The sequence below is a fragment of the Bradyrhizobium sp. SZCCHNRI3052 genome (genome assembly GCF_032484895.1).
GTDB lineage: Bacteria > Pseudomonadota > Alphaproteobacteria > Rhizobiales > Xanthobacteraceae > Bradyrhizobium.
In genome coordinates this window covers 46,561-70,435 of the sequence record NZ_JAUETW010000018.1, presented here as the reverse complement: position 1 = coordinate 70,435, position 23,875 = coordinate 46,561, and the positions used below count along the sequence as shown (strand labels likewise).

General features: G+C 67.7%; 24 protein-coding genes, 1 tRNA gene and 1 pseudogene. 15 read left to right on the top strand and 11 right to left on the bottom strand.

Translation table 11 applies throughout. The features are described 5' to 3' along the window. Positions 1–122: 122 nt before the first annotated feature. From QW887_RS32295 to QW887_RS32285, 3 genes and pseudogenes are all read left to right on the top strand, one after another. Positions 123–212: transfer RNA gene (locus QW887_RS32295), tRNA-Ser, on the top strand. A 49-nt stretch (positions 213–261) separates the two neighbouring features. Continuing rightward, positions 262–1,020 carry a DUF2786 domain-containing protein gene (locus tag QW887_RS32290; protein WP_316195933.1) on the top strand — a complete coding sequence of 253 codons (759 nt, stop codon included), beginning with the start codon at positions 262–264 and terminating at the stop codon, positions 1,018–1,020. Positions 1,021–1,186: 166 nt separating this feature from the next. Then, positions 1,187–1,284, top strand: a pseudogene (locus tag QW887_RS32285) (restriction endonuclease); the annotation flags it as partial. A gap of 185 nt (positions 1,285–1,469) precedes the next feature. Here the strand turns inward: QW887_RS32285 and QW887_RS32280 are convergent. Further along, complete coding sequence (locus QW887_RS32280) at positions 1,470–2,078, bottom strand: hypothetical protein (RefSeq protein ID WP_315716186.1); 609 nt, start codon at positions 2,076–2,078, stop codon at positions 1,470–1,472. A 190-nt stretch (positions 2,079–2,268) separates the two neighbouring features. On the opposite strand from QW887_RS32280, the gene QW887_RS32275 reads away from it, so the two are divergent. Continuing rightward, positions 2,269–2,604 (top strand): MmcQ/YjbR family DNA-binding protein, encoded by a 336-nt coding sequence (locus QW887_RS32275; protein ID WP_316195931.1) that lies wholly within the window; start codon positions 2,269–2,271, stop codon positions 2,602–2,604. A gap of 41 nt (positions 2,605–2,645) precedes the next feature. Here the strand turns inward: QW887_RS32275 and QW887_RS32270 are convergent, their stop codons facing one another. Together QW887_RS32270 and QW887_RS32265 are read right to left on the bottom strand one after the other, a co-directional pair. Next, complete coding sequence (locus QW887_RS32270) at positions 2,646–3,680, bottom strand: hypothetical protein (RefSeq protein WP_315750659.1); 1,035 nt, start codon at positions 3,678–3,680, stop codon at positions 2,646–2,648. 533 nt (positions 3,681–4,213) lie between these two features. Beyond that, a complete protein-coding gene (locus QW887_RS32265; RefSeq protein ID WP_315715959.1) occupies positions 4,214–5,452 on the bottom strand; it encodes a hypothetical protein in 1,239 nt (412 codons plus the stop codon). Between the two features lie 132 nt (positions 5,453–5,584). Here QW887_RS32265 and QW887_RS32260 point away from each other — a divergent pair, with 132 nt between their 5' ends. The 3 genes from QW887_RS32260 to QW887_RS32250 all read left to right on the top strand — a co-directional run bounded on the left by QW887_RS32260 (position 5,585) and on the right by QW887_RS32250 (position 9,980). Further along, entirely contained in the window at positions 5,585–6,082 is a 498-nt protein-coding gene (locus QW887_RS32260; RefSeq protein ID WP_315715960.1) for a YchJ family protein, read from the top strand. A 619-nt stretch (positions 6,083–6,701) separates the two neighbouring features. Continuing rightward, the gene (locus QW887_RS32255) at positions 6,702–8,210 is read left to right on the top strand and encodes a bifunctional class I SAM-dependent methyltransferase/glycosyltransferase family 2 protein (protein WP_316195928.1); all 1,509 of its coding nucleotides are present in this window, start codon (positions 6,702–6,704) and stop codon (positions 8,208–8,210) included. Between the two features lie 150 nt (positions 8,211–8,360). Further along, complete coding sequence (locus QW887_RS32250) at positions 8,361–9,980, top strand: hypothetical protein (protein ID WP_316195926.1); 1,620 nt, start codon at positions 8,361–8,363, stop codon at positions 9,978–9,980. Here the strand turns inward: QW887_RS32250 and QW887_RS32245 are convergent. Genes QW887_RS32245 through QW887_RS32230 form a run of 4 tightly spaced genes read right to left on the bottom strand, consistent with a single transcriptional unit; the run spans position 9,920 to position 12,484 of the window. Then, positions 9,920–10,450: a DoxX family protein gene (locus QW887_RS32245; protein WP_410052171.1), complete on the bottom strand. Its 531-nt coding sequence runs from the start codon at positions 10,448–10,450 to the stop codon at positions 9,920–9,922. The genes QW887_RS32250 and QW887_RS32245 overlap by 61 nt on opposite strands. Beyond that, positions 10,450–11,232, bottom strand: a complete 783-nt coding sequence (locus tag QW887_RS32240; RefSeq protein ID WP_316195922.1) for a DNA-binding domain-containing protein — start codon at positions 11,230–11,232, stop codon at positions 10,450–10,452. Before QW887_RS32240 ends, QW887_RS32245 begins: the two co-directional genes overlap by 1 nt. After that, positions 11,219–12,139, bottom strand: coding sequence for a DUF692 domain-containing protein (locus QW887_RS32235; RefSeq protein WP_315715965.1), 921 nt, complete (start codon positions 12,137–12,139; stop codon positions 11,219–11,221). The genes QW887_RS32240 and QW887_RS32235 overlap by 14 nt, the downstream gene beginning before the upstream one ends. Before the next feature lie 39 nt (positions 12,140–12,178). After that, positions 12,179–12,484, bottom strand: a complete 306-nt coding sequence (locus QW887_RS32230) for a DUF2282 domain-containing protein (protein ID WP_315715966.1) — start codon at positions 12,482–12,484, stop codon at positions 12,179–12,181. 288 nt (positions 12,485–12,772) lie between these two features. Between QW887_RS32230 and QW887_RS32225 the strand changes: the two genes are divergently transcribed. Next, positions 12,773–14,869 carry an adenylate/guanylate cyclase domain-containing protein gene (locus QW887_RS32225; RefSeq protein ID WP_316195920.1) on the top strand — a complete coding sequence of 699 codons (2,097 nt, stop codon included), beginning with the start codon at positions 12,773–12,775 and terminating at the stop codon, positions 14,867–14,869. Positions 14,870–14,883: 14 nt separating this feature from the next. On the opposite strand, the gene QW887_RS32220 is transcribed toward QW887_RS32225, so the two are convergent. Continuing rightward, the gene (locus tag QW887_RS32220; RefSeq protein ID WP_316195918.1) at positions 14,884–15,621 is read right to left on the bottom strand and encodes a GntR family transcriptional regulator; all 738 of its coding nucleotides are present in this window, start codon (positions 15,619–15,621) and stop codon (positions 14,884–14,886) included. A gap of 197 nt (positions 15,622–15,818) precedes the next feature. Here QW887_RS32220 and QW887_RS32215 point away from each other — a divergent pair, with 197 nt between their 5' ends. Genes QW887_RS32215 through QW887_RS32195 form a run of 5 tightly spaced genes read left to right on the top strand, consistent with a single transcriptional unit; the run spans position 15,819 to position 20,496 of the window. Further along, positions 15,819–16,853: an extracellular solute-binding protein gene (locus tag QW887_RS32215; RefSeq protein WP_316195916.1), complete on the top strand. Its 1,035-nt coding sequence runs from the start codon at positions 15,819–15,821 to the stop codon at positions 16,851–16,853. Then, positions 16,850–17,920 carry an ABC transporter ATP-binding protein gene (locus QW887_RS32210; RefSeq protein WP_316195914.1) on the top strand — a complete coding sequence of 357 codons (1,071 nt, stop codon included), beginning with the start codon at positions 16,850–16,852 and terminating at the stop codon, positions 17,918–17,920. Before QW887_RS32215 ends, QW887_RS32210 begins: the two co-directional genes overlap by 4 nt. A gap of 2 nt (positions 17,921–17,922) precedes the next feature. Beyond that, positions 17,923–18,789, top strand: coding sequence for an ABC transporter permease (locus QW887_RS32205; protein ID WP_316195912.1), 867 nt, complete (start codon positions 17,923–17,925; stop codon positions 18,787–18,789). Then, positions 18,786–19,586, top strand: coding sequence for an ABC transporter permease (locus QW887_RS32200; RefSeq protein ID WP_315715972.1), 801 nt, complete (start codon positions 18,786–18,788; stop codon positions 19,584–19,586). Before QW887_RS32205 ends, QW887_RS32200 begins: the two co-directional genes overlap by 4 nt. Positions 19,587–19,590: 4 nt before the next feature. Beyond that, complete coding sequence (locus tag QW887_RS32195) at positions 19,591–20,496, top strand: polysaccharide deacetylase family protein (RefSeq protein WP_316195909.1); 906 nt, start codon at positions 19,591–19,593, stop codon at positions 20,494–20,496. 6 nt (positions 20,497–20,502) lie between these two features. On the opposite strand, the gene QW887_RS32190 is transcribed toward QW887_RS32195, so the two are convergent. Further along, on the bottom strand, positions 20,503–20,658 hold the full coding sequence (locus tag QW887_RS32190; RefSeq protein ID WP_316195907.1) for a hypothetical protein: 156 nt from the start codon (positions 20,656–20,658) through the stop codon (positions 20,503–20,505). 107 nt (positions 20,659–20,765) lie between these two features. Between QW887_RS32190 and QW887_RS32185 the strand changes: the two genes are divergently transcribed. Further along, on the top strand, positions 20,766–21,575 hold the full coding sequence (locus tag QW887_RS32185; RefSeq protein ID WP_316195965.1) for an NAD-dependent protein deacetylase: 810 nt from the start codon (positions 20,766–20,768) through the stop codon (positions 21,573–21,575). A gap of 130 nt (positions 21,576–21,705) precedes the next feature. On the opposite strand, the gene QW887_RS32180 is transcribed toward QW887_RS32185, so the two are convergent. After that, positions 21,706–21,879, bottom strand: coding sequence for a hypothetical protein (locus tag QW887_RS32180; protein WP_315715975.1), 174 nt, complete (start codon positions 21,877–21,879; stop codon positions 21,706–21,708). A 186-nt stretch (positions 21,880–22,065) separates the two neighbouring features. On the opposite strand from QW887_RS32180, the gene QW887_RS32175 reads away from it, so the two are divergent. Continuing rightward, the gene (locus tag QW887_RS32175; RefSeq protein WP_316195905.1) at positions 22,066–22,311 is read left to right on the top strand and encodes a hypothetical protein; all 246 of its coding nucleotides are present in this window, start codon (positions 22,066–22,068) and stop codon (positions 22,309–22,311) included. Between the two features lie 61 nt (positions 22,312–22,372). On the opposite strand, the gene QW887_RS32170 is transcribed toward QW887_RS32175, so the two are convergent. Then, on the bottom strand, positions 22,373–23,677 hold the full coding sequence (locus QW887_RS32170; RefSeq protein ID WP_316195903.1) for a sorbosone dehydrogenase family protein: 1,305 nt from the start codon (positions 23,675–23,677) through the stop codon (positions 22,373–22,375). Positions 23,678–23,875 lie beyond the last annotated feature (198 nt).

Below are 23,875 nucleotides of genomic sequence, written 5' to 3'. Positions count from 1 at the left end.
GCGGACCGCAATGGCGCGCGCATGCGCGAGCCCCGGGAAAATTTCGACCGGCTGCCTTGTCACCCCCCGCATCGTGCCCTAGAACGACGCCCGACCCGGGGGCTCGCCCCTGATTTGCGCCTGGAGAGGTGGCAGAGTGGTTGAATGCACCGCACTCGAAATGCGGCATAGGTGCAAGCCTATCGGGGGTTCGAATCCCTCCCTCTCCGCCAGTTCCTCCCTCGGCCACCTCCCGGCGGGGCTTGTCATGGGCCTTGAGCGGTGAGCCAGACGTTCGATCCTGCCGCTTCCGATCCTGTTGCGCTCGACAAGCTGAAATCCCGCATTCAGGCGCTGCGCGCCAAGACCATCGCCAATGGCTGCACCGAGGACGAGGCGCTGTCCGCGGCCGCCAAGGTCGCCGAACTGCTCGATCGCCACGACCTGTCGCTGTCCGACCTCGAGCTGCGCGCGTCGGCGTGCGAGCGCAAGGTCTATGAGACCCATCGCAAGAAGCGCATTCCGCTCGATGACTGCATCGGCGCGATCGCGCATTTCTGCGATTGCCGGGTCTGGCGCGAGAAGAATCCGGCCGGCGAAGCGAGCTATGTGTTCTTCGGTCTCCCCGCGGATGTCGAGGTTGCGCACTACCTGGCGGAACTGATCGACAACGCCGTGCGCGCCGAACTCGGCCGCTACAAGACCTCGGCCGAGTACCGCCGGTTCCGGCACCAGGACCGGCATCTCGCCAATGCCTCCTTCGCCCTCGGCATGGTGGTGTCGATCGCCGACCGCCTGGCGGCGATGAAGGCGGCCCGGGATCAGATCAACCAGAGCAGCGGCCGCGGGCTGGTCGTGCTCAAGACCTCGGTGGTCGATGCCGAGTTCGACAAGCTCGATCTGAAGCTGCGGTCGGCGCGCAGCACGAGCCGGATGGTGTCGACGGCGGCCTATGAAGCGGGAGGTGCCGCCGGCACCACGCTCGCGATCAGTCCGGGCGTGAGCGGCGCGCCACCGCCAGGTAGTTCGAAGCGAGGCTGACGGACGCCTGGTTCGACGTCGGCTATGGGCCCTTCAAGCACGGCCCAAGCCGGTTGCAGGCGCCGTGCATCGACGTCCAGCGTCGTACTCCTAAGTACAGCGACACGGCGATCTCGGCTGGCTGCGACATTTGCTTCCATCCGAGTCGCTCAGTTAAGCTGCCTGCATGAGCTACTGCGTCTTCATGCATCGGACTGATTCGATCTACGGCGATAGTCCGGCGGAGCAGTACCACTTCCCAAACAATATCTCGGCCGCGCGCAGGGCAGTGACTCGATCAGGGAGTGAGTCCGAGCGGCGCTGTCCGCTCGCGCTGGTAGGCTTGCCCTGGGGGCGGTGCTGCGGCTTCCCTCGACCCCGTCACATTTCGTCCATCCGTTGACTGCGGGGCGCGTCGCGTTTCGCGACGCCGCCCCATGATGGATCGCGGCGTTCTGGCCGTACCGCCCTCAGCTCTTCCCGCCCGGCCCCTTCAACGCATTCCAAGCTGCCTGATTGGCCTGATCGAACGCCTTGCGGGATTCGCTCAGGGCGGCGCTGAGCACCGACCAGGATTCGCTGCCTGTCTGTTTCAGCTTCTCGAGATGGGCACCGGCCTCTGCCGCGTCGGATTTGAGCTGCTTCAGCACGGCGTCCAGATCGGTCGTGCCGACCGTCGTCACCTTGGTCGCCGCCTCGCGAAACCTGTCAGCCGACTCCCGCCATGCCGTCGCCTGCGCGGCGGCGATGTCCTTGAAGGTCGCCTGCTGCTGGGCGGCCTGCTTGCCGGCGGCGTCGAAATAGGCCTTCATCTGCGCCTCGAATCCGGCCCAGTGCGCGTCCAGCTCGGTCTTCGCGCTGGCCATCGCGGCTTCGCCGGCCGCTGCCTGCGTCTTGAGCAGGGCTTCGAGGTCGCTGCGGCGCTTCTTCAAGTCCGCCATGATCTCCTCGGTCTTCACCTTGGATGCTGCTTCGACCTCGGCTGCCTTGACCCCCAGCGACTCCAGCGCGGCATCCATCTCGTGGAGGCGCTCCCTGGCCCAGTTCAGGTAGACCTGCATCGTGCTCTGTGCCGGCATGGCTGCTCTCCTCTGATCCATCCTGCGACAAGCCATATAGAAACGAGGTCGTATAGTTTTGACCTGCATCAAGGCCCCGGGATGCCGGGGCTTCACGTTTGCGTGCAGGGCGCGACGTCCGCCGTATGGCGGACCGCCATGGCCGGTGCTAGTCCTATCGTTCGAATACGATCACACGAGGCGCGTCGAGATGACCGGTGACGAATTTCGTGCTCTCGCCCTGTCGTTCGCCGGAACGACCGCGGCGCCTCACTTCGATCGCACCGCGTTCAAGCTGCACCGGACCTTCGCGACCCTCGCCGCCGATGGCACATCCGCCAACGTCCTGCTCACGCCCGACGAGCAGGAGCACCATGCCGGCCTGCAGCCCGGCGTGTTTCGCCGGGTCCCGAACAAATGGGGTGATCAGGGCTGGACCACCGTGTCACTCGCCGATGTCGACGCCGCTCGCCTGCGCGGCGTGCTCGAGAGCGCGTGGCGCGCCGCGCATCGTCCGCAGCGTTCACGCGGCCGCAGCAGGCGCTGAGCCGACCCCGGCGAAACAATCGCCGGCGGCGACAAGAACTCTCATACCCTCCGCCCGACCATCAGCAGGACGCCGCCGATCTGCGGCAGGAGCGCCAGCAGGATCAGGCGGAGCATGACGAAGTCGTCGGCGGAGGGCTTCACCACGCCGCGCGACACCCACGCCACCAGCTTGATCGCGGCCTCGGTCTGCGGATCGGCGGTCTGGCTGACCGTGGACATCGCCGCGTCCAGCGCCAGGCGACGCTCGGCGACCGCAGCCTCGCGCTCCCGACAGAACTTGCCGACGCCGCCCTTGCACTCGCGGTCGCGCGCGGTCATTGCATCCGCGAGCGCCGTCTGCGCGGCCTGCACCGCGGGCGTCACGCGCGAGGCGCGCGCCAAGGTGACGTCGCTGATGTTGGTGGAGGCGAAGCCGATGCCGGCGGTGACCGCGAACACGAAGGTCATCAGCCACACCGTCCAGCCGGTCAGTGCCGAGGCGCGGTGGCGCGCCTGCCACAGCCGTGCGGCGCAGGTCGGCATCACCAGCGCGACGAGGTCGGCGGTGACGCCGACCGCCAGAAACATGTAGCCCGCGGTGCTGTTCGAGCCGAGCGAGTGTGCGAACCAGCCGTTCATGGCCATGCCGACCGCGGCCAGCGCCAGTGCGGCCAGCTGCAGCAGGACCGACGAGGCGGTGATGCCAGCGCGCGCGGGCTTTGCCGGCGTGATCGGCGCGGCGGCCGGCACGACCTCGCCTTCGGTCGCGGCCGACGCTTCGCGCGGCGGTATCGTGGCCGGCGGCGCTGCGGCCGGGATCGCCGCGGCCGCCGCGCTGGCAGCCGCCCCCGTGCGGGACGCCTCGGCAACGGCCGGAGCTTTCGCCGGCTCGTTCACGTAGTCCAGGAAATCCGGCATGATCAGCGTCTCGGACGCGAGCATCTCGTCGTCGAGCGCCGCCATCTTGGCCTTCTCGGCCTTGTCGGCTCGGGGCCGCGGGCGTGGCTTGACGACCTTGGCCCGCTTCGGACGCGGCTTGGCCGTCTTCGGCTGCTGCCAGGGAATGATGGATGCGACTACGGACTCATCAGCCATCGGGGCTGCTCCAATCGGTGGTGATGGGCGCGACGCTGCGTTTGCACGCAGCGCCGATCGCGCCGGCATCGGGGTGCACGTCTGATCGGGAGGTGAGCAGCGGCCCGCATCGAGGGCGGGCTTGAGGTGTCTTGCGGCCTGGCTGGCGTCGCGCGAAGAAATCGTTCGCATCTCACGCGCCCTGAACCGCCGATGATGCGGTGGGCTGCGGTCACGGACGCCGCGTAATGAGGCGGCGCCCGGAAGGTTCTGGTCCGCGCGGGGCCGGGCCGGTCAGCAATCTGCCCAACACCCTTGTTCTTAACCAATGGTTAACACGGATTCGCCGGTTTCGAAACCGCGCGGCGCGTGTAGCGGGACGGTGCGAGCTGAAGAGTCGCGAGCTGCGGCTTTGGAGTCACAACTCGCGCGTGAGCGGAGGCGCGACGCGTGGGCCGGCGCGCAAGCCGTTCGGATGATGTGCGATAGTCGAACATGGTCTATGCGGCCAGCCTCAACATGAGCGCGTCATCCCTCGCCGGAGCGAGTGACACTCAGCGCGGCACCAGCATGGGCGTGCTGCCGCTCACCGAGAAGCGCCGGTTGGCGGTGGTCAGCAGCAACACAAGTCCAGGAATGTCGAAACTCACCGCGACGCCATCAATTGGCTTGAAGTTTGGGAATGGAATCTGTCGCACCACATCGCCCTGGCCGATCCGGTACAGGCCGTCATGTCCCATTGCGAGCAGATCCTCGCCCTGGCGCTGCAGCCCGAAGAATGCGGTCGTCTGGGCGAACCAAGAGATCCGCGTCCGCCCGTCAGGTGTCTGATCCGTCGGTGCCTGGATGACATGCTGATAGAGCTGCCGCATCGAGGCGTCGCACACTTCCACGATGCGCCCATGCGCGGCCATATGGATCAGCCCGACCGCGACGGCGATGCAATGCGGCTTCCACGGAATGATTGCGATGCCGTTGACCGGATCGCACTCGGGGTTCAGCTTGCCGCCGCACAGGTCGCCCTCGACATCGTCGATATCGGAGACGATCCCGGTGATCCGATCGATCCGCTGCAGCCCGCCGCCCCATTCTCCGGCGTTGTAGCCGACGAAGACATGCTTCGCCGTGAGGAGGACGCTGGCGGCCGGCGATCTCCGCAACGGCTTTTTGCGTGCCAGCGTTTGGTTGGAGGAAGGCATGAGGGGAGCCGCCTCCCATGGCATGCCTTCGGTGAGATCAATGGTCCTGCCGTCTTCCAGCAGCATGATGGCTCCGCCGAACCTGAAATCCTTGCCCTCGTTCAGCGGCCTTGGGGCGGCGCGCGACGACGTGGACGACGATGTAAGTGCCGTCTCCGCTAATTCACCGCCGGTCAGGTCGATCATCCTGCTGTCCGTCAGCAAGAGGGTGGACGTCGCGGCCACGAACTTCTCGCCCTTCGTTGCGATATTGGCCACCGTTCCCCAACCGTCGCCATCCCGTCGGCGCACAGTCCATCGCTCGACGGAGGTCCACGGCACGCAGAACTCCTGCGGGCAAGTCACGATTGCCACTCGTCCATCCTGGACGAATAACTCGATCACCGGCTCCGGCGTAGCAACGTCGCTTCGTTCACCGCCCTCCGCCATGCTCGACAGCCGGCCGCCGGTATCGAGCAGCCAGAGCCGCCCCTCCGCAAACACGGCGCGCTGAATGGACGAAATCCGATCGGGTCCCGGCTGCTCGACGGCGACGCCGTAACCGGCGTTCATGGCGACCAGCGCGACAACGATCGAGACGAGCCGCACGACCATTATCCTCACGCTCCGAGCCTCCAAGCTGAATGGGCTTCGTTTCGTTACAACCACCGTTATTCCTGGCCAAGGCCGCAGGCCAGCCGTCGCCGTCAGATTTCATCAACCCCGAAACGGTGCTAGCGTAATTTCATGCCATGTCCCTGCGGCTCAGGCCTTCCCTTCGACCGCTGCTGCGGTCCCTATCTCAGTGGCGATGCGATGCCGCCGACCGCCGAGGCTTTGATGCGCTCGCGCTACACAGCCTATACGCGCGGCGACATCGGCTACATCGCAGCGACGCTCGCGGCCGGCCAGCGTCGCGCGTTCGATGCCGTCGCGGCAAATAACTGGGCGACGCGCGCGACCTGGCTTTCCCTGCGCATCGTCTCGACGACGCGCGGCGGGGCTGACGACGCTGACGGCGTGGTCAGCTTCGTCGCCACCTATCGCGAGGGCGGCAGGACCATCGAGCACCACGAGGTCTCGCAGTTCCGCCGCGACGACGACGGCGCCTGGCGGTTCGTCTCGGGCGACACGCGGGCCGTGGTCACAGAGCAGAAGCGGACGGCCGGCGCGGCCAAGGTCGGCCGCAACGATCCCTGCCCCTGCGGCAGCGGCAAGAAATCCAAGTTCTGCTGCGGGCGGTGAGCTGTGTGGGCCATTATTCGGAATGAACGAAATTTCTGTTGCTATTTTTCAGAAATCATGGTTTGATCCGCGCATCCCGTCCTCATGCAGAGGGGCGTACGCGTCGTCACGATACGTAGAGGCGGGGAGCGGTGGCCGCGGGTCTGTCGGGTGCTGATGCGCTGGACGATGGACAGCTCGCGGACGTTCAAGCCGTGTGGTCCTGGCGCCCCGATGCTGGCGCTAAGTCGGTGTGGCATGACGTGTCGCGCAGGCGACGGGGGCAAACAAGCCGGTCCCCGGGGAGAGCTCGGAGCAGACGTTCAACCCATCGCGCAGGGAGGGCCGGATCTGTCCGGCTGGACCTGTGGTACCTGCCGCCTGCATTTTTTTCCGCAGGCGGGCCACGGGCCTCAGTCGAGGTCCGGCCTTCCCTGCGCCCTCGCATTTTGAGGGCGCGAACGACTCGCAAAACTCGGGCGCGAACGCGCCGCGTGAACGATGTCGGCTGCTTCGCTGCGCCCGGTTGCTGGGTGAGCACCGCGACGAATGTGGCGAGCCGAGCGCCTCGTCACTTGCCTTGACTCCGCCCAACCGGGCTGGCCTAGAAGGATGCAACCCCAAACGAGGATGGTATCAAGTGGCGGAGTTGGATGGTCAGGTCCTGCAGGACGAGCATGAGCGGCCACCGGCCGCGGCAAGCGAGGCGCCTGCGCCCGGACCGCTGTCGCCGCGCAAGGCGGCCATCCTCGCGCATGCCAATCGCTTTGCTGCCGAACGCGCGGGCTGGCGCGACAAGGCATCGTTCTTCCATGGCGAGGACGCGTGCTATCTGCGTTTCCTGATTCCGCCGGGCAGCCGGGTGCTGGAGATCGGCTGCGGCCTCGGCGACACCCTGGCCGCGCTCGAGCCGTCCTACGGCGTCGGCATCGACTTCAGCGACGCGCAGATCGCGATCGCCCGCACCCGGCATCCGCACCTGACCTTCGTCGTCGGCGATGCCGAGGACCCGGCAACACTCGCCGCCGTGTCAGGCCCGTTCGACGTCATCCTGGTGCTCGACACCATCGGCTCGCTCGACGACTGCCAGCAGTTCATCGAACAGCTGCATCCGCTGTGCACGCGCGAGACGCGACTCGTCATCGGCTACTTCTCGCACCTCTGGTATCCGCTGCTGAAGGCTGCGGAAGCACTGGGCCTGCGGATGCCGCAGCCGGAGCAGAACGTGCTGTCGCCAGCCGACCTGCGCAGCCTGGCGCACCTGGCCGATTTCGATCCCGTCAAGTCAGAGCAGCGCGTGCTCTCGCCGCTGCGGCTCTACGGCTTCGGCCGTTTCGCCAACCGCTTCCTCAGCGTGCTGCCGGGCCTGCGCGCGCTGGCGCTGCGGCACTATCTGGTGTCGCGTTCGCTGCGCTGCGTGAGCGACGACGTCCGCTCGGCCACCGTCGTCATCCCCGCGCGCAACGAGCGCGGCAACATCGAGCCGGCGGTCCGGCGCATCGCGGCGTTCTGCAACGATGTCGAGATCATCTTCGTCGAGGGCCACAGCCAGGACGGTACCTATGAGGAGATGGAGCGGGTGCGCGCGGCATTCCCCGATCACGACATCAAGCTGATGCGCCAGCCCGGCAAGGGCAAGGCCGACGCGGTGTTCACCGCGTTCGACGCCGCGCGCGGCGACGTGCTGATGATCCTCGATGCCGACCTCACCATGCCGCCGGAGCAACTGCCGAAATTCTTCGAGGCGCTGCGTTCCGGCAAGGGCGAGTTCATCAACGGCTCGCGCCTGGTCTATCCGATGGACGAGGGCGCGATGCGGTTCCTCAACCTCATCGCCAACAAGACCTTCTCCTATCTGTTCTCGTGGCTCCTGAACCAGCGCTACACCGATACGCTCTGCGGCACCAAGGTGCTCCGCCGCAGCGACTATGTCAGGCTCAAGGCCGGCAAGGCCTATTTCGGCGATTTCGATCCGTTCGGCGATTTCGACCTGATCTTCGGCGCCTCCAAGCTGAACCTGAAATCGATCGACCTGCCGATCCGCTACGCCGCGCGCAGCTATGGCGAAACCCAGATCTCCCGCTTCCGCCACGGCTGGATGCTGCTGAAGATGGTCGTGTTCGCGTTCTTCAAGATCAAGGCGATCTGAGATGGCCGCTGTCTACGCCGTCGAGCCTGACCAAGCGGTGCGTGGATCGGTTGCCCATCTTCCCACATCGTCATGGCCGGGCTTGACCCGGCCATCGACGTCTTCTTTCGTCGATGAGGGCCGACATGGATGCGTGGGACAAGCCTGCGCATGACGGAGAAAGCGGTACCGAAAGCATCGGCTCCCTTTCCCGACGCCCTCGACCGCCTGACGCGCTTCGGCTGGCGCGGCGGGGTCGCGGTCGCGCTGCTGCTGTCGCTCGTGTCGTTCCTGACCGCCGGCTATTTCACCGTCTATTGGCGCAATGCCGACATGGACTTCATGGTGATCTACAATGCGCTCGCCATCAACGATGGCGGCGCACAGGCCTTCTTCGATCACCCGGCCTATCTCACCATCCTCTCGGTCAAGACCTGGTTCGCGTTGCTGCATCGGCTCGGCCTGCTTGAGGCCTGGACATTGTCGGCGATCCCGGCCGATCGCGCCGCCTTCGATGTCGCGATGACCGGCGCCGTCCATGCCGGACGCGTCGCCGCGCTGCTGACGGCGGCCGGCATCATCCTCGCCTTTGCTTGGGCCGCGCGCCGGCTGGTGTCGGATTGGCGCATCGCCATGCTCGCCGTCACCGCCTTCGCGTTCTCCGGCGGCGTGCAGATGCATCTGCGCATCCTGCGCAGCGAGATGATCGCGGCGTCGTTCTGCATCCTCGCGCTGATGATCCTGATCGCGGTCGCGCGCCGCGCCAGCCTGATGCGGCCGCTCGCCGCCGGACTCGCCGCGCTGCTCTGCATGCTCGGCCTGGAGAACAAGGTGCATGCGATCCTGCTGATCGCCGCCATTCCCGTGCTGCTGTTGCCGTTCGGGACGGCGACGAGCGCAAGCGTGGCGTTCTGGCAAAGCTCGCGCGCGTGGGCGGCCGTCATGGTCGCTGCCGTGGCGGCAATAGTCGCCGCGATGGCCGCCTGGCCGCTGGTCGCCGCCGGCTTCGACCCCGTCAATGCGACGGCTGCCGGCCTCAAGCCGATGCTGCTCGGCCGCTTCGGCCTCTATCAGTTCGCGCTGCTCGGCGTGGTCGCGGTCTGCATGGCCGCCTTCGCGTGGTTATGGCGCGTGAGCGCGGCCGAGACCGTCGCGGCGCTGCTGGCGGCGGTGGCCGGCGCAAGCCTCGGCCTGCTGGCACTGAAGTTGAGCTACGACATCAACGATGTCGTGGTAGTGCTCAATCCGCTCGAGAAGATGATCACCTATGTCGACGCGCCCGAGGCCGCCGGCAGCCTGGGCGGTGCGATCGGCCTGTTGCTGTCCGGCGTCCTCGGGGTCATCCGGCGCTACACCTTCGTGCTGCAATCGTCGGCCCGCCCCGCCGTGTTCCTGACCTGGCTGATCATCCCCGGCATCGTCATGGCCTGGCGCCGCGGTGAGCGGCAGGCGGCCATCCAAGCCGTCCTCCTGATGCTGGCGGCCATCGGCATCGACACGCTCGGCGTCCGCCGCGGGCTGAAGGTCGAGTACTTCGTCTTCACCGATCCCCTGATCATCATCGCCGGCATGGTCCTGCTCGATCGTCTGTCGGACCTGCGCTTTTCCCGCTTCGCCTATCCGATCGGCGCGGTGCTGCTCGCACTCCATGTCGGCATCAGCCAGGCCGAGCCGGTCAAGATGGCGCTCAAGCGCAAGGGGCCCGAGGAGGTCTGCGAGTGGCGCGGCTACTACATGCCACGGCTCGCGCTGCCCTGGTGCGCGCCGCCGAACAGCCCGCCGAGGACGTGATCGAGCGAGATCTTTCCACCGCCATGGGCAATGAGGCCCAGCGCCATCGCGGCCCAGGTCAGATGGATCGGCCAGCCGTCGGGCACCGTGAGCTCGACGATGCATGTCATGAACAGCAGGCCGAGTGCCGCGAAGCGGGTACCGAGGCCGAGAATGAGCAGGACGGGGAAGGTGACCTCGCCGCAGCCCGACAGGAACGCCATCACCGTCGGCATGGGAAAGTGGTAGGGACCGCCGGGCAGATGCAGCATGAACTCGTCGCTGAACAGCGTCACGGCGGTGTCGCTCAGCCTGAGAAAGCCGTCCCATTTGAGAATGCCCGAGCGCCAGAACGGCACCGCCAGCGCAATGCGGGTGACGAGTTGGACCAGGGTGAGCGGGGTCGCGCTCTGCAGCAGCCGCACGGTCTGGCCGACGAGGGAAGGCAGCGACAGTGTCGCGGTCGGCGCCATGGAGTGGTCCGTCGTCATCATGCGTCCTCGAAACCGATGTCCGTGAAGGCGCCGGCCTCGATCAGGCCGGCAATGTTGGTGGCGAGATCGAACTCCGGCGCTGCCTCGAACGCGGCTTCCGCGGCCACGCCGAGCGGCTGCCGCGTGATCAGCAGGCTCGCGAAGATCGCGCCGCCCCGCGGCAGGTGGCGCACGGCGACGTCGAACGCGGGCCGCGTGATCAGCGCGTCCTCCGGGACCGAGCCGTCGATGCGCGGCACCGGGGCATCGCCGCGATTGGCCGAGAAGATCGTCACCGCCGCGAAATCCGAGCGCACGATGCGGGTGGCGGGATGAGCGGCGAAGCGCAGCTCGGGCAACCGCTCGGGCGGCACCGTCGCCAGCGTGGCGCCGTCGAGCGGCGCGGCGTCTGCCGCGTGATAGGCGTCGAGCCAGGCCCGCTCGATCTGTGCGACGTCCGTCAGGAACGGCATCGTCCGAGCGTGCTCGTAAGCTGCGATGAAAGCGGGGAAGTCGCGTCCATAGTCGACGAGCAGCGGCGACGTCGGCGGCGTTTCGCGTACATGCGCCCGCGCCATCGCGCGGAAGAAGTCGGGCCCGGTGATGCGCTGCACCGCCGGATAGATCGCGACGAGCGACTCGATCAGGCTGACCGTGACGTTGTTGCGGTAGACGTTGAACCGGCGCCCGGCCGCCTTGGCCAGCGGACCCCTGACGGCGACAGGCGTCGCGCGATCCGGCGTCAGCAGCGCCGCGGCGAACTGAGCGGCATAGTCGGACATATGCTCAGGCTGCGGCATCGCGCACCTCTTGCGAGCAGTCGGGTGCGTGGTCATCGAGAATCGCCTGCGCGGCCGCGGCCTCTGCCTTCAGCACCGGCCAATCCGGAATGTTGCTGTCCCATTCGATCAGCGTCGGCATCGGACCGTTGCGCGCGACCACGCTGGCGAACAGGGCCCACACATCATAGGCGACGGGGCCGTCATGGCTGTCGATCAGCAGCGGCTCGCCTTCATCGTCGGCCTGCACGGCGTGACCGGCGAGATGGATCTCCCCGACAGCGGCGAGCGGAACGTCGGCCAGATAGTCCTGTGGCGAGAAGCCATGATTGATCGCGGAGACGAACACGTTGTTGAGGTCGAGCAGGAGCCCGCAGCCGGTGCGGCGGACGATGGCGCGGATGAAGTCGGTCTCGCTCATCGTCGAGTCGTGAAAGGCGACGTAGGTCGACGGATTTTCCAGCAGGATCGGCCGGCGGATCGCGCTCTGCACCTCATCGATATGGTCGCAGACCCGTGCCAGCGTGGCCGTCGTGTAGGGCAACGGCAGCAGGTCGTTGAAGAACGTCGCATCGTGCGTCGACCATGCCAGATGCTCGGAGACGAGGCTTGGCTGATAGCGGGCGACGAGCTTGCGGAAGCGCGCGAGGTGGTCGCGATCGAGCGGCTGCGGGCCGCCGATCGACATGCAGACGCCGTGGATCGACAGCGGATGATCCCTGCGGATCGCCTCGAGCTGATGATGCGGCGGCCCGCCGGCGCCCATGTAGTTCTCGGCGTGCACCTCGAAGAAACCGCACTGCGGCGCTTCCGCCAGGATGGCGGCCAGGTGCGACGGCTTGAAGCTGGTCCCGGCCACGCCGCCGAGAGGTGGCGGAAAGCGAAGCGGCATGGTGGGGCCCGGTGCAGGGGGGGCATCGGTGCGCATGCTGCGTCTCCGCTTTCCGCTTGGGGTGAACGAGAGCGATCAGATCGGCTTGAGCGAGCCCTTGCGGCCGCCGGGGACGTCGATGCTGGTGCAGGTGCCGCCCTGGACGAATTTCCACGCGTTGCCCTGGAAGTCGATCGTGGAGGTGCCCTGGCAGGTCGTGCCGGGACCGGCGGCGCAATCGTTCTGGCCCTTCAGGGCAACGCCGAAGCATTTCTCCTTCTTGGCGGCCATTGCGGCTTCCGCTTCGGCCTTGGTCAGTGGCCCGGCCATTGCGAGGCTTGCGAGCGCGGTGCTGACGGCGCCGGCGAGCGCCAGCGTGGTGACGGTTCTCTTGGCGGACATGACAATTCCTCTCGTGTTCTGCGTCGCTCGCTTGGCGACGCGCATCTCTCCTTCGCCCGCAGCCACGACAATGTTACGTGGCGACTCCGCTCACGACCCTGTGAGCGGTATTGCGTGCTTGGGAGCTGCCCTAGTCGAGCGCAAGCCGACTCGAAGTGCCAATGCTTTGCAGGCATCATCGACTTAGCCGGCCGGCATTGGCGGTTCACGCCATCGGAGCGCAGTCTGGCGGCTCCCGCTCGCGTGCCGCCCCGCGCGCCGATCGGTCCGATCGGAGATCCACCTGCGATGATGGCGAGCGCAAAGAGCCGAGTGCCGCGCCGAGGCGCCGCCGACGAGCGGCTGACCGTCAGCATCCGCTTCGCCGTGTCGGCCCTGGTGCTGACCGCGATCCTGCTGACGGCCCTTGCCTCGAGTCTGTTGTGGTGGCGCACCTCGGAGGCGATCAGCCGTCAGCTCGCGAGCACCATCAACGCGCAGATCGCGGGCGCCGTGCGCAAGGAGGTGAGCGCGATCGTCAGCGAGGCGCGCGCCGCGCACACCGCCATCCGCACGCTGTTCCTGCAGAACGTGCTCGACACCCGCGAGGCGGACAAGCGCGAATTCGTGTTCCTGTCGCAGCTGCAGTCGCAGGCGACGATCTCATCGGCGGCGTTCGGCTGGCCGGACGGCTCGTTCTTCGCCGCCCACAAGCTCGGCGACCGGCGCCTGGAGATGATGGAGATCTCGCTGACCGATCATCCCGGCCAGCGCCGCGTCGATGAATACGACGTCGTGCCCGGTGACATCGAGTTCGCGACACGCCGCTTCGAGCCGACCCGTTTCAAGGTCGCCGACCAGCCCTGGTTCAAGGAGAGCCTCGCTGCCGACGAACCGCGCTGGTTCAGCGTCGATCATCATCCGAGCGGAGACCGCCCGGCGATCGCGCTGGCCGGCCCGATCGATGTCTATCAGGAGCGGCAGGGCGTGCTCGCCATCATCATCGAGCACGCGCGCATCTCGCGCTTTCTCGCCCAGCTTCAGGTCGGCCGCACCGGCACCGCCATCATCCTGGCGCTTGATGGCGGCGTGGTCGCGGCGCCCGACGAGACCGCCGACGAGGTCAATGCCGGGCAGGGCCGCCAGCCGCTGCTGCCGATCGCGCAGCAGGCGATGCGGTCCTCGCGCGAAGGCGACGAGGCCTGGCGCGGGCGCGTGCTATCGGGCGACGGCGCCTTCGAGGTCGCGCGCACGGCGCTGCCGTTTCCCGGCTGGTCGCTGGTCACGGTGATTCCGGAAGCGGAGTTTCTCGGTCCGGTCGACGCGGCGCTGCGGCGCGTGATCATCGGTCTCGGCATCGGCGCCGTGCTCGCGGCGCTGGCCTCCGCCGCGCTGGCGCGTGCCGTCATCGCCGCCCCGCTCGGGCGTGTGGTGGCCGAACTGCGTCACGTCGAGGCCTTCGCGCTCGAGCAGGTGCGACGTCATCCCTCGCGGCTTCGCGAGATCGCGAGCCTGTCCGGCGCCATTCATGACATGGCCGGCGGGCTGTCGTCATTCGGCAAGTTCATTCCCGCTGATCTCGTCCGGCAATTGCTGCGGCAGGGCGTCGACGCCAGGCCGGGCGGCCATGTCCAGGAGCTCAGCGTGATGTTCATCGACATCGCCGGCTTCACCGGGTTGTCGGAGCGCATGGGCGACCGTGTCGTGCCGCTGCTGTCGCGCTATCTCGACCTGATCTCGACCGTCATCGTCGACCACGGCGGCACCATCGACAAGTTCATCGGCGATGCGGTGATGGCGTTCTGGGGCGCGCCGGCAGCGCAGCCGGATCATGCGGTTCTGTGCTGCCGCGCCGCGCTGGCGTGCCGAGACGCGGTGGAGGCCAGCGGCCTGTGCGACGATGACGGCCGGCCGCTCGCCATCCGCATCGGCATCAACTCCGGCCCCATGCTGGTCGGCAACATTGGCTCCGAGGTGCGTCTCAACTATACGGTGATCGGCGATGCCGTGAACGTCGCGAGCCGGCTGGAGGGCGCCAACAAGAGCTACGGCACCGATATCCTGATCGGCGAGGGCACCGCGCGGCTGGCGGGCGATGCGTTTCTCACCCGCGAGATCGACCGCATCGCCGTCTATGGCCGCGAAGAGGGCCTGCGCGTCCACGAGCTGGTCGGGCTTGCGGAGAATGTCGCCGCGCAGGACGTGCGCTGGATCGCACACTACGCGTGCGGACTTCAGGACTATCGCGCGCAGCACTTCGAGGCAGCCATCGCGGCGTTTGAAGCAGTCCTTGCGCTCAAGCCCGGCGATCGCGCCGCCGAGGTCATGATCGCGCGCTGCAGGCCCCTGGCAGGCACGCGGGCGGATCATCATTGGCATCCGGTGACGGCGCTGACGACGAAGTAACGTGGCCGGTCCGACTAAGCCGACCGCAGCTTGCCGTGCAGCGGCCGCCGTCCGGCGAACACCGCGGCGAGGTCCTGGGTCGGCGTCGCCGCGTCCTCGTCGAGCCGCAGCCGGCCCTCGACATGCAGGAAGTGCTCGCGCGACACCGCGATCGCGCGCATCAGGTCGCGGTCGCGCAGCGCGTCGACGATCGCGCCGTGCTCGTCGACCGCGCAGATCGACTGCGCCGCCGGCTCGTACACCGACACCATCACCGAGGAGCGGCTGAGCAGATCGGCGAGCATGCGCGACAGCTCGGGATTGCCGATGGAGTCGACGAGATGGACGTGGAAGGCGCCAGACAGCCGCACCGAGGTCGCGCGATCGCCGCGCTGTGCCGCCGCACGCTCCTCCGCCAGATGCGCATCGAGCCGCGCGAGCAGGAGATCATCGACCCGCAGCACCAGCTGGCTGAGCACGCCGGCCTCGAGTACGCGATGTGCCTCATAGACCCGTCTGATATCATCGAGCGTCGGCCGCGGCACCCGCGCGCCACGGTTCGGGATCATCTCCAGCCGCCGCTCGGCGCCGAGCCGGTGCAGAACTTTTCGGATGCGCTCGCGCGAGACACCGAAGATCGCGGCGAGCGGCGTCTCGGCGAGCTTGGTGCCGGCCTTGAGCTTGCCCTCCAACAGCGCGCGCAGGATGGCCTGGTACACCGCCTCGTCCTCGGCGGGATTGGCCTTCCCGATTCGCTGCGCTCGCATCGCCATGGGGTTTTAGCTAGGCCCAAAGGCGCGGCACGTCACCCCCAAAAAATGTGCACATTCTGTCCGCGGCCGGGCGCCGTCCGGACCGAGACATAGCCCGGAACGCTGATCTCATTGATGAATCAAAAATGTGCACATTTGGCACGGCGCTTGCTGATCGCGGGTGACACGCCACGCGACAGCTCACACGGGATCCTCTCATGCACCCCTTCTCCCGCCGCAGCCTCCTGAAGACCGGTGCGGCCTTCGCCGCCACCTTCGCCGCGCCCGCTTTGGTGCGCGCCGCCCCGAAAGAGATCGTGATCGGCGGCCCGGCCGGCGCCGCCAAATATTTCAACTCCGACCTGTTTCCGGTGCTGGAGAAGAAGCTCGACTGCAAGGTGCTCTATGAGGGCACCAACTCGCTGACCAATCTGCAGAAGATGCAGGCCGACAAGGCGAGCCCGAAGATCTCGGTGGTGATCATGGACGACCCGGTGATGCTGCCGGCCGCGGCCGAAGGGCTGATCACCAAGATGTCGGCGTCGGCGATTCCCAATCTCGGCAAGCTGGTCGACGACGCCGTGCACCAGGACGGCATGTGGGCCAATTACCAGAAGCCGTGGGTGGGCATCGCCTATTCCACCAGGCGCATGAAGACGCCGCCCGTCAGTTGGGCCGAGCTGTGGGACGCGAAATACGACTCCAAGATCGTCGTGCCGTCGCTGTCCAACACCGAAGGGTTCTGGACGCTGCTCGCCGCCGCGCATCTCGAGACCGGCAAGCCCTACAAGGAGGCGCAGTACGAAATCGACGCCGGCTTCAAGAAGATCAAGAGCCTGAAGGCCAATCTGCTGAACGTCTATACCAACGCACCGCAGGCCATCAATCTGCTGGAGCAGGGCGAGGCCTGGATGATCGGCGGCCAGTTCTCGGCCTACACGCTGATCCGGAAAGCGGACGGCTCGCCGGTCGATCTCGCAATCCCGAGGGATGGCGGCTTCTCGATGCCGTCGGGCATCGCCAAGGTGAGCGGCGCGCCGGCCGGCGACCTCGCCGACGCCGCGATCGACTTCTATCTCAGCCCGGCGGCGCAGAGCATCCTCGCCAAGACGGCGTTCATCGCGCCGACCAATCAGGCCACGCCGCTGCCGGCCGGTTATCCCGATCCCGCGACATTGTTCGCGCCCGACTGGGCCTTCATCGCGAAGAACCGCGCCGGCTGGGTCGATCGCTGGAGCAAGGAGATGACATGAGCGCCGCTCCGCATCTCGTCATCAGCGGGGTCTCGAAGCGGTTTGGCGCGGCGACCGTGCTCGATCGCGTCGATCTCACGATCCGCCGCGGCGAGCTGGTGACCCTGCTCGGCCCATCCGGCTGCGGCAAGACCACCTTGCTGCGTGCGATCGCCGGCCTCGCGCCGCCCGACATCGGGACGATCGCGCTCGCCGGGCGCGACGTCACCCATGTGCCGCCGCACCGGCGCAATGTCGGCGTCGTGTTCCAGAGCTATGCGCTGTTTCCGCATCTCACCGTCGCCGGCAACGTCGCCTTCGGACTGAAGGTGCGCGGCACGCCCAAGGCCGAGACCGACCGCGCGGTCGAGCGCGCGCTCGCGCTGGTCAAGCTCAGCCATCTCGGCGGCCGCCGCATCTCGGCGCTGTCGGGCGGCCAGCAGCAGCGCGTCGCGCTGGCGCGGGCGATCGCGGTCGAGCCGGACGTGCTGCTGTTCGACGAGGCGCTGTCGGCGCTCGATCGCAAGCTGCGCGAGGAGATGCAGGTCGAGCTGCGCCGCCTGCTGCAGGAGGTCAAGGCGACCGCGATCTTCGTCACTCATGACCAGGACGAGGCGCTGACGATGTCGGACCGGGTCGCGGTCATGAACAAGGGCCGCATCGAGCAGCTCGCCGCGCCGCGCGAGCTGTATGCCCGGCCGGCCAGCCTGTTCGCGCTCAACTTCGTCGGGCTGTCGACGCGCATCGCCGGCCAGGTGGTCTGCGCGCAGGACGGCACGGTGGAGGTGGTGACGCCGGTCGGCCGCCTGTCGGCGCGCGGCGCGTTCCAGCCGGGCGCCTCGGTGATCGTGGCGACGCGGCCGGAGCAGTTGCGGCTGGGCGCTGGTGACGGTGCCAACTCCGCGGCCGGCCGAGTTCGGTCGGTCGTGTTCCAGGGCTCGCGGACCCTGGTGGACGTCGATGCCGGCGCTGGCGCGAGCCTGCTCGCCGAGCTCTCGGGCCGCGAGGCCGAGCTGCCGCGCGTGCATGACGAGGTCCGCTTCGCCTGGCCCGTCGCCGAGACCTTCGCCTTCGCCGCCGAGACCTGACCATGACCGACGCCGTGCTATCAGCACCGATCGTCAAGCCCGCGCCGGATCGCGACAGGCTCGCCGCCTTCGGCTTCGTCGCGCCATCGCTGCTGATCATCGCGCTGGTGTTCGTGCTGCCGCTGGCGCTGCTCCTCGGCGTCAGCGTGCTCGACCCCAAGGGCGGCGTCACCTCGGCGCATTACGTCCGGCTGCTCGGCACGCCCTATTATCTCGGAATCATCTGGAACTCGCTGCGGCTCGGCCTGCTGACGACCCTGATCGCCTTCCTCATCTCCTATCCCGCGGCGTTCGCGCTGGCGCGTGCGCGCGGCCCACTGCGCTCGATCCTGCTGGCGACCTTGTTCCTGCCGCTCGCCGCCTCCGTCATCGTCAAGGCGTTCGCCTGGACCATCCTGCTGCGCAGCGACGGCCTCATCAACACGGTGCTGATCGCAGTCGGGATCATCGAGGATCCGATCCGCATGATCTTCACCCAGACCGCGCTGATCGTCGGCGCCGTCAATATCTTCCTGCCGTTCATGGCGCTGCCGATCTACGCGGTCGTGGCGCAGCTGGACGGGCGCTATGCGGAAGCCGCCGCGACGCTCGGCGCCTCGCCGCTGGTCGTGTTCTTCCGCGTCATCCTGCCGCTGACCCTGCCGGGCATCATCGCCGGCGTCGCCCTGGTGTTCTCGCTGTCGGTGTCGGCCTATGTGGTGCCGACGCTGCTGATCGGCGAGAAATATCCGACGCTCGCCACCACCATCGCCAAGGCTTATCTCCTGGCGCGCGAGCCCGGCTTCGGCGCCGCCGCCGGCGTGGTGCTGCTGGCGATCGCCGTCATCGTCGTCGCGCTCAGCGCGATGCTGTCGCGCGAGCCCAAATGATGTCGCGCCTTGCCATCATCATCTGCTGGGCGCTCGCGGTCGGGCTCGCATTGTTCCTGCTGCTGCCGCTGGTCGTGATCGCCGCGGCCAGCTTCTCGCCGACGCCGGTGTTCGACCTGCCGCTGTCAGGCGCATCGCTGCGCTGGTATGGCCGCATCGGCCGGCTCGACGGCTTCTGGCCGTCGCTGTCGCTGTCGCTGCAGATCGCCGTGCTGTCGACCGCGCTGTCGCTGGTCGCCGGCACGCTCGCCGCCATCGCCATCGCGCGCGGCAGGCTGCCCGGCGCCACCGCGCTGGGCACGCTGCTGGTGTCGCCCCTGATGATGCCCGGCCTCGTGCTCGGCATCGCGCTGCTGCAATATTTCCGCATGGTCGGCTTCACCGCGACCTGGAGCGCGCTGCTGGTGGCGCATCTCGTGGTGACGCTGCCTTACGTCGCGCGCACCATGATCGCCGGGCTCTCCCGCTTCGACTTCACCCTGATAGAAGCCGCGCGCACGCTCGGCTGCACCTATGCCGGCAGCGTGCTCAGGGTGATGGTGCCGGCTTTGGCGCCGTCGTTCCTGATCGCAGGGCTGTTCAGCCTGCTGGCCTCGTTCGACAACTATCCGGTCTCGATCTTCCTCACCGACGTCCGCTCCAAGACGCTGCCGATCCGCATGCTGCAATATATCGAGGAGGCGCCCGATCCGACGTTGGCCGCGCTCTCCACCCTCATTCTTGCCGGCACCCTGGTGCTGCTGCTGATCAGCGATCGCCTGGTCGGCCTGCACCGCATGGCCGGAACCGCGGATTGACACGATGACCTCACAGCCTGCCTTCCGCCGCGATCTCAGGGGCTATGCCGGCAGGCCGCCGCATCCGCGTTGGCCCCACGACGCACGCGTCGCGGTGTCGCTGGTGGTGAATTTCGAGGAGGGCTCGGAATTCTCGGTGTGCGACGGCGATGCGAGCAACGAGGCGATCTACGAGGTCGTGCACCGGCTCGACGGCCCCGACCCCTGCATCGACAGCCATTTCGAATACGGCACGCGGGCGGCGTGGTGGCGCATCATGGACCTGTTCGACGCCCACAACGTCAAGGTCACCGTCAGCGCCTGCGGCCGCGCGGTGGAGCGCTCGCCGGAGCTCGCCCGCAATGCCGTGGCGCGCGACCATGAGGTCTCTGCGCATGGCTGGCGCTGGCAGAGCCACGCCGGTATGGGCGAGACCGAGGAGCGCCGCGTGATCGCGCGGACGGTGGAGACGATCCAGCGCGTCACCGGCAGGCCGCCGCTGGGATGGCACACGCGATCGGCGAGCTCGCCCAACACGCGGCGGCTGCTGGTCGAGCAGGGCGGCTTCCTCTACGACAGCGACGCCTACAATGACGACCTGCCGTATTATGTCGCCGTCGCCGGCCGCCCGCATCTGGTGCTGCCTTACGCCTTCGACAGCAACGACATGCAGTTCTTCAACGGCTCGCGCTTCCGCGGCGCGGACTTCGCCGACTACGTCATCGACGCCTTCGACTGGCTGGTGCGCGAGGGCGCGACGGCGCCGAAGATGCTGTCGATCGGGCTGCATCTGCGCATGATCGGCCGCCCCGGCCGGATCGGCGCGCTCGACCGCATCCTCAATCACATCACAGGCAACGGTGCGGCGTGGATCGCGCCGCGCGCCGACATCGCCCGGCACTGGCTGGCGACGGTGCCGCCGGAATCCTGAGCGCGGTCAATCGTCGTTGGCGATGTCCTCGTCGGTCAGCGGCACCTCGATGGTGCCGCCCTCGCCGGTCGCGAGGTCGCGCTCGTCGTCGATCGGCGCGCCATCCCGTTCGTCCGCGTCGAGCGGCCACAATCCGCGATCATGCCCGTTGCGTAGTGTCATGGCAGGTCCTCCCGCCGGGATAAGACCGGGCGCGCGCAATGGTTCATGCGATCCGGCCGGGGTGTGGCGGACTGGCGCAGGCCGGTTCCGGCGACTACATCTGGGCCATGGCCGATCCCACCGCGCTGAAATCCTTTCTCGATAATCACCACCGCATCGTCGTGCTCACCGGCGCCGGCTGCAGCACCAACTCCGGCATTCCCGACTATCGCGACACCGACGGGCAGTGGAAGCGCACGCCGCCGGTGACCTATCAGGCCTTCGTCGGCAGCGACGATACGCGCCGCCGCTATTGGGCGCGCAGCATGGTCGGCTGGCGGCGGTTCGGCCGCGCCCAGCCGAACGGCGCGCATCATGCGCTGGCGCGGCTGGAGGCGCAGGGCAAGAGCTCGCTGCTGGTGACGCAGAATGTCGACCGGCTGCACCAGGCCGCCGGGACCAGCAACGTCATCGATCTGCACGGCCGGCTCGATCGCGTCCGCTGCCTGGGATGCGGCGCCGTGCTGTCGCGGGCCGACTTTCAGGACGAACTGGCCGGCGCCAATCCGCGCTGGCTGGCGCATGATGCGGCCGCCGCGCCCGATGGCGATGCCGATCTCGACGGCGTCGATTTCGCGGACTTCAATGTGCCGGCCTGTCGCGCCTGCGGCGGCATCCTCAAGCCCGACGTCGTGTTCTTCGGCGAAACCGTCCCGCGCGAGGTCGTCGCCACCGCGCGCGAGCATGTCGAGCAGGCCGACGCCATGCTCGTCGTCGGCACCTCGCTGATGGTCTATTCCGGCTTCCGCTTCGTCCGCGCCGCCGCGGACCGCAACATCCCCATCGCCGCCGTCAATCTTGGCCGCACCCGCGCGGATGACCTCTTGTCGCTGAAGGTGGAAGCGCCGTGCGACGAGGCGCTGGCGTTTCTGCTGTAGGAGTAGGGCGGGCCGCCCTCTCTCCGCCGTCATGGCCGGGCTTGACCCGGCCATCCATCTCCTCGGTGCTTCAGAAGATGGATGCCCGGGTCAAGCCCGGGCATGACGAAAAACTAAAATGGTGTCCGCCTCACCGCGACTGCGGTTTCTCGCGGTTCTCGATGCGGTCCTTGTTGTTGACCTGCTCGTTCTCCGGCTTGCCGACCTCGACCGTCTTGCCAGCCTGGTTGCCTGGATTGTAGTGGAACTTGCCTTCGTGATGCTCGCCCGGCTGCTTCTGCTCGGGATTGACGTTGTCGGCCATGAAACTCTCCTGTCGCTGTGCCGGACAACGTCGCGGGCGTGATGCTTGTTCCGCGGCCGAGCGCCGCGGCGCCGTTCATGCGGCATCACCCCTCTCTGTGCGGACCATCACGGAAGCAGCGCGCCCTGACCGTCATGATCCTCGCATGGGCTGCAGGGGCAGCCGCAAGCAACGAGGGACAAGGTCATGACGTCCAGCATTCGTCTTTTCGCCGCCGCCATCGTCGCCGGCGCGGGCCTGCTCGCATCCGCATCGACATCGCCGGCGTCTGCCGGCTGGGAATGGCTGGGAAACAAGAACTACATCAACTGCCTGCAACTGTTCGCGAGCGGCAACTTCCTGATGCCGGCAAACGCCACCCCGGCCCAGCGCGCGGCCAAGCACGAAGCCGGCCGCCGCTACTGCACCCGCCAGTACTACGGCCACGATTGAAGATGACAGTTGCAGGCACGATCGAGGCCGCGCGCCGCCTCGATCGTCGCAGCCTGCTGCCTCACGCGCCCGTCACGCGCCAGATGCAGTTGCCGACGTCGTCGGCCACCAGCAGCGAGCCGTCCGGGCCGAGCGTCACGCCGACCGGGCGGCCATAGGAGAAGCTCTCGTCGGGCGCCAGGAAGCCGGAGAGAATGTCGCGCGCCGGGCCGGACGGCTTGCCGTTCTCGAACGGGATGAACACGACCTTGTAGCCGGACAGCTTGCTGCGGTTCCACGAGCCGTGCTGGCCGATCACCATGCCCTGGGGGAAGCCGGGCAGGGTGCCCGCGGGCAGCCAGCACAGGCCGAGCGAGGCGGTGTGGCCGCCGAGCGCGTAGTCCGGCGTCAGCGCGGTCGCGACCAGGGCCGGATCCTGCGGCACGCGGTCGTCGACCGTCCTGCCCCAGTAGCAATAGGGCCAGCCATAGAAGCCGCCCTCGCGCACCGAGGTGAGGTAATCCGGCGGCGTCTCGTCGCCGAGCCCGTCGCGCTCGTTGACGACGGTCCACAGCACCTTCGTCGACGGCTCGAACGCCAGCCCCACCGCATTGCGCAGGCCTGATGCGAAGATGCGGCTCACGCCGCTCGCGATGTCCAGCTCATAGATGCAGGCGCGGCCCTCCTCGACCTCGAAGCCAAGTTCGGCAATGTTGGTGAGCGAGCCGACGCCGGCATAGACCTTGCTGCCGTCGGGGCTGACCAGCAGGCTGCGCGTCCAGTGTCCGCCCGGCTTGAACGTGGTGAGACGCTTGCCCTGCGCGGTGATGCGCTCGGCGCCCGCGCTGTACGGGAAGGCGACGATGCCGTCGGTGTTGCCGACATAGAAGGTGTCGCGGACCAGCGCCATGCCGAACGGCTGGCTGAGATTCTCCATGAAGGCGTTGCGGCGCTCGGCCTTTCCGTCGCCGTCGGCATCGACCAGCCTTGTGATGCGGTTGGCGCTGACGCCCAGCGCTGCGGCGCGGCGCATCGTCGCCTGCATCGCATAGCCGAACATGTTGCGCACCGGGCTCGGAATCTGCGTCGCCTCGGCGATCAGCACCGACTTGTCCGGCATCACATAGATCCAGCGCGGATGATCGAGCCCGGTGGCGAACGCATTCACCTTCAGCCCCGCCGCCGCCACCGGCTTTTCGCCGTCGCGCCAGCCGCGCGCCGTCGGCATCTTCAAGGTCGGCAGCAGGCCCTGCGGCTTCGCCAGGGGAATCTGCGGCTGCGCGCCCCAGGCCGGCTGCGGCGTCTCCCCCTGCAATTTGCGCCACTGCAGCGCCGCATTGCCAACCAGCGCGACGCCGCGCGCAACGATCGAGGAAAGGGTTGTCATGGGAGTCCTGTGAGGGCTTTGATGCAAATGGGATCTGATGGGCGAGGGACCATCGAGCGATGGCAAAGGGCCAATCTGTTATGATCTACCACGCCCACCGTGACAATTGCATGGGTCGCGGATCGGGGCTGCGGAACCCGGGGCTTTCACCTGGCACGCATTCACGTATCAGAGCCAACCTCCGGCGGCGTCTGGCAT

What these genes read in the sequence shown, in the direction of transcription:
- QW887_RS32280 (WP_315716186.1), bottom strand. Translation starts at nt 2,078, where the DNA reads ATGCCGGCACAGAGCACGATGCAGGTCTACCTGAACTGGGCCAGGGAG.
- QW887_RS32275 (WP_316195931.1), top strand. Translation starts at nt 2,269, where the DNA reads ATGACCGGTGACGAATTTCGTGCTCTCGCCCTGTCGTTCGCCGGAACG.
- QW887_RS32270 (WP_315750659.1), bottom strand. Translation starts at nt 3,680, where the DNA reads ATGGCTGATGAGTCCGTAGTCGCATCCATCATTCCCTGGCAGCAGCCG.
- QW887_RS32265 (WP_315715959.1), bottom strand. Translation starts at nt 5,452, where the DNA reads ATGGTCGTGCGGCTCGTCTCGATCGTTGTCGCGCTGGTCGCCATGAAC.
- QW887_RS32260 (WP_315715960.1), top strand. Translation starts at nt 5,585, where the DNA reads ATGCCATGTCCCTGCGGCTCAGGCCTTCCCTTCGACCGCTGCTGCGGT.
- QW887_RS32250 (WP_316195926.1), top strand. Translation starts at nt 8,361, where the DNA reads ATGACGGAGAAAGCGGTACCGAAAGCATCGGCTCCCTTTCCCGACGCC.
- QW887_RS32245 (WP_410052171.1), bottom strand. Translation starts at nt 10,450, where the DNA reads ATGACGACGGACCACTCCATGGCGCCGACCGCGACACTGTCGCTGCCT.
- QW887_RS32240 (WP_316195922.1), bottom strand. Translation starts at nt 11,232, where the DNA reads ATGCCGCAGCCTGAGCATATGTCCGACTATGCCGCTCAGTTCGCCGCG.
- QW887_RS32235 (WP_315715965.1), bottom strand. Translation starts at nt 12,139, where the DNA reads ATGCGCACCGATGCCCCCCCTGCACCGGGCCCCACCATGCCGCTTCGC.
- QW887_RS32230 (WP_315715966.1), bottom strand. Translation starts at nt 12,484, where the DNA reads ATGTCCGCCAAGAGAACCGTCACCACGCTGGCGCTCGCCGGCGCCGTC.
- QW887_RS32225 (WP_316195920.1), top strand. Translation starts at nt 12,773, where the DNA reads ATGATGGCGAGCGCAAAGAGCCGAGTGCCGCGCCGAGGCGCCGCCGAC.
- QW887_RS32220 (WP_316195918.1), bottom strand. Translation starts at nt 15,621, where the DNA reads ATGGCGATGCGAGCGCAGCGAATCGGGAAGGCCAATCCCGCCGAGGAC.
- QW887_RS32215 (WP_316195916.1), top strand. Translation starts at nt 15,819, where the DNA reads ATGCACCCCTTCTCCCGCCGCAGCCTCCTGAAGACCGGTGCGGCCTTC.
- QW887_RS32210 (WP_316195914.1), top strand. Translation starts at nt 16,850, where the DNA reads ATGAGCGCCGCTCCGCATCTCGTCATCAGCGGGGTCTCGAAGCGGTTT.
- QW887_RS32205 (WP_316195912.1), top strand. Translation starts at nt 17,923, where the DNA reads ATGACCGACGCCGTGCTATCAGCACCGATCGTCAAGCCCGCGCCGGAT.
- QW887_RS32200 (WP_315715972.1), top strand. Translation starts at nt 18,786, where the DNA reads ATGATGTCGCGCCTTGCCATCATCATCTGCTGGGCGCTCGCGGTCGGG.
- QW887_RS32195 (WP_316195909.1), top strand. Translation starts at nt 19,591, where the DNA reads ATGACCTCACAGCCTGCCTTCCGCCGCGATCTCAGGGGCTATGCCGGC.
- QW887_RS32190 (WP_316195907.1), bottom strand. Translation starts at nt 20,658, where the DNA reads ATGACACTACGCAACGGGCATGATCGCGGATTGTGGCCGCTCGACGCG.
- QW887_RS32185 (WP_316195965.1), top strand. Translation starts at nt 20,766, where the DNA reads ATGGCCGATCCCACCGCGCTGAAATCCTTTCTCGATAATCACCACCGC.
- QW887_RS32180 (WP_315715975.1), bottom strand. Translation starts at nt 21,879, where the DNA reads ATGGCCGACAACGTCAATCCCGAGCAGAAGCAGCCGGGCGAGCATCAC.
- QW887_RS32175 (WP_316195905.1), top strand. Translation starts at nt 22,066, where the DNA reads ATGACGTCCAGCATTCGTCTTTTCGCCGCCGCCATCGTCGCCGGCGCG.
- QW887_RS32170 (WP_316195903.1), bottom strand. Translation starts at nt 23,677, where the DNA reads ATGACAACCCTTTCCTCGATCGTTGCGCGCGGCGTCGCGCTGGTTGGC.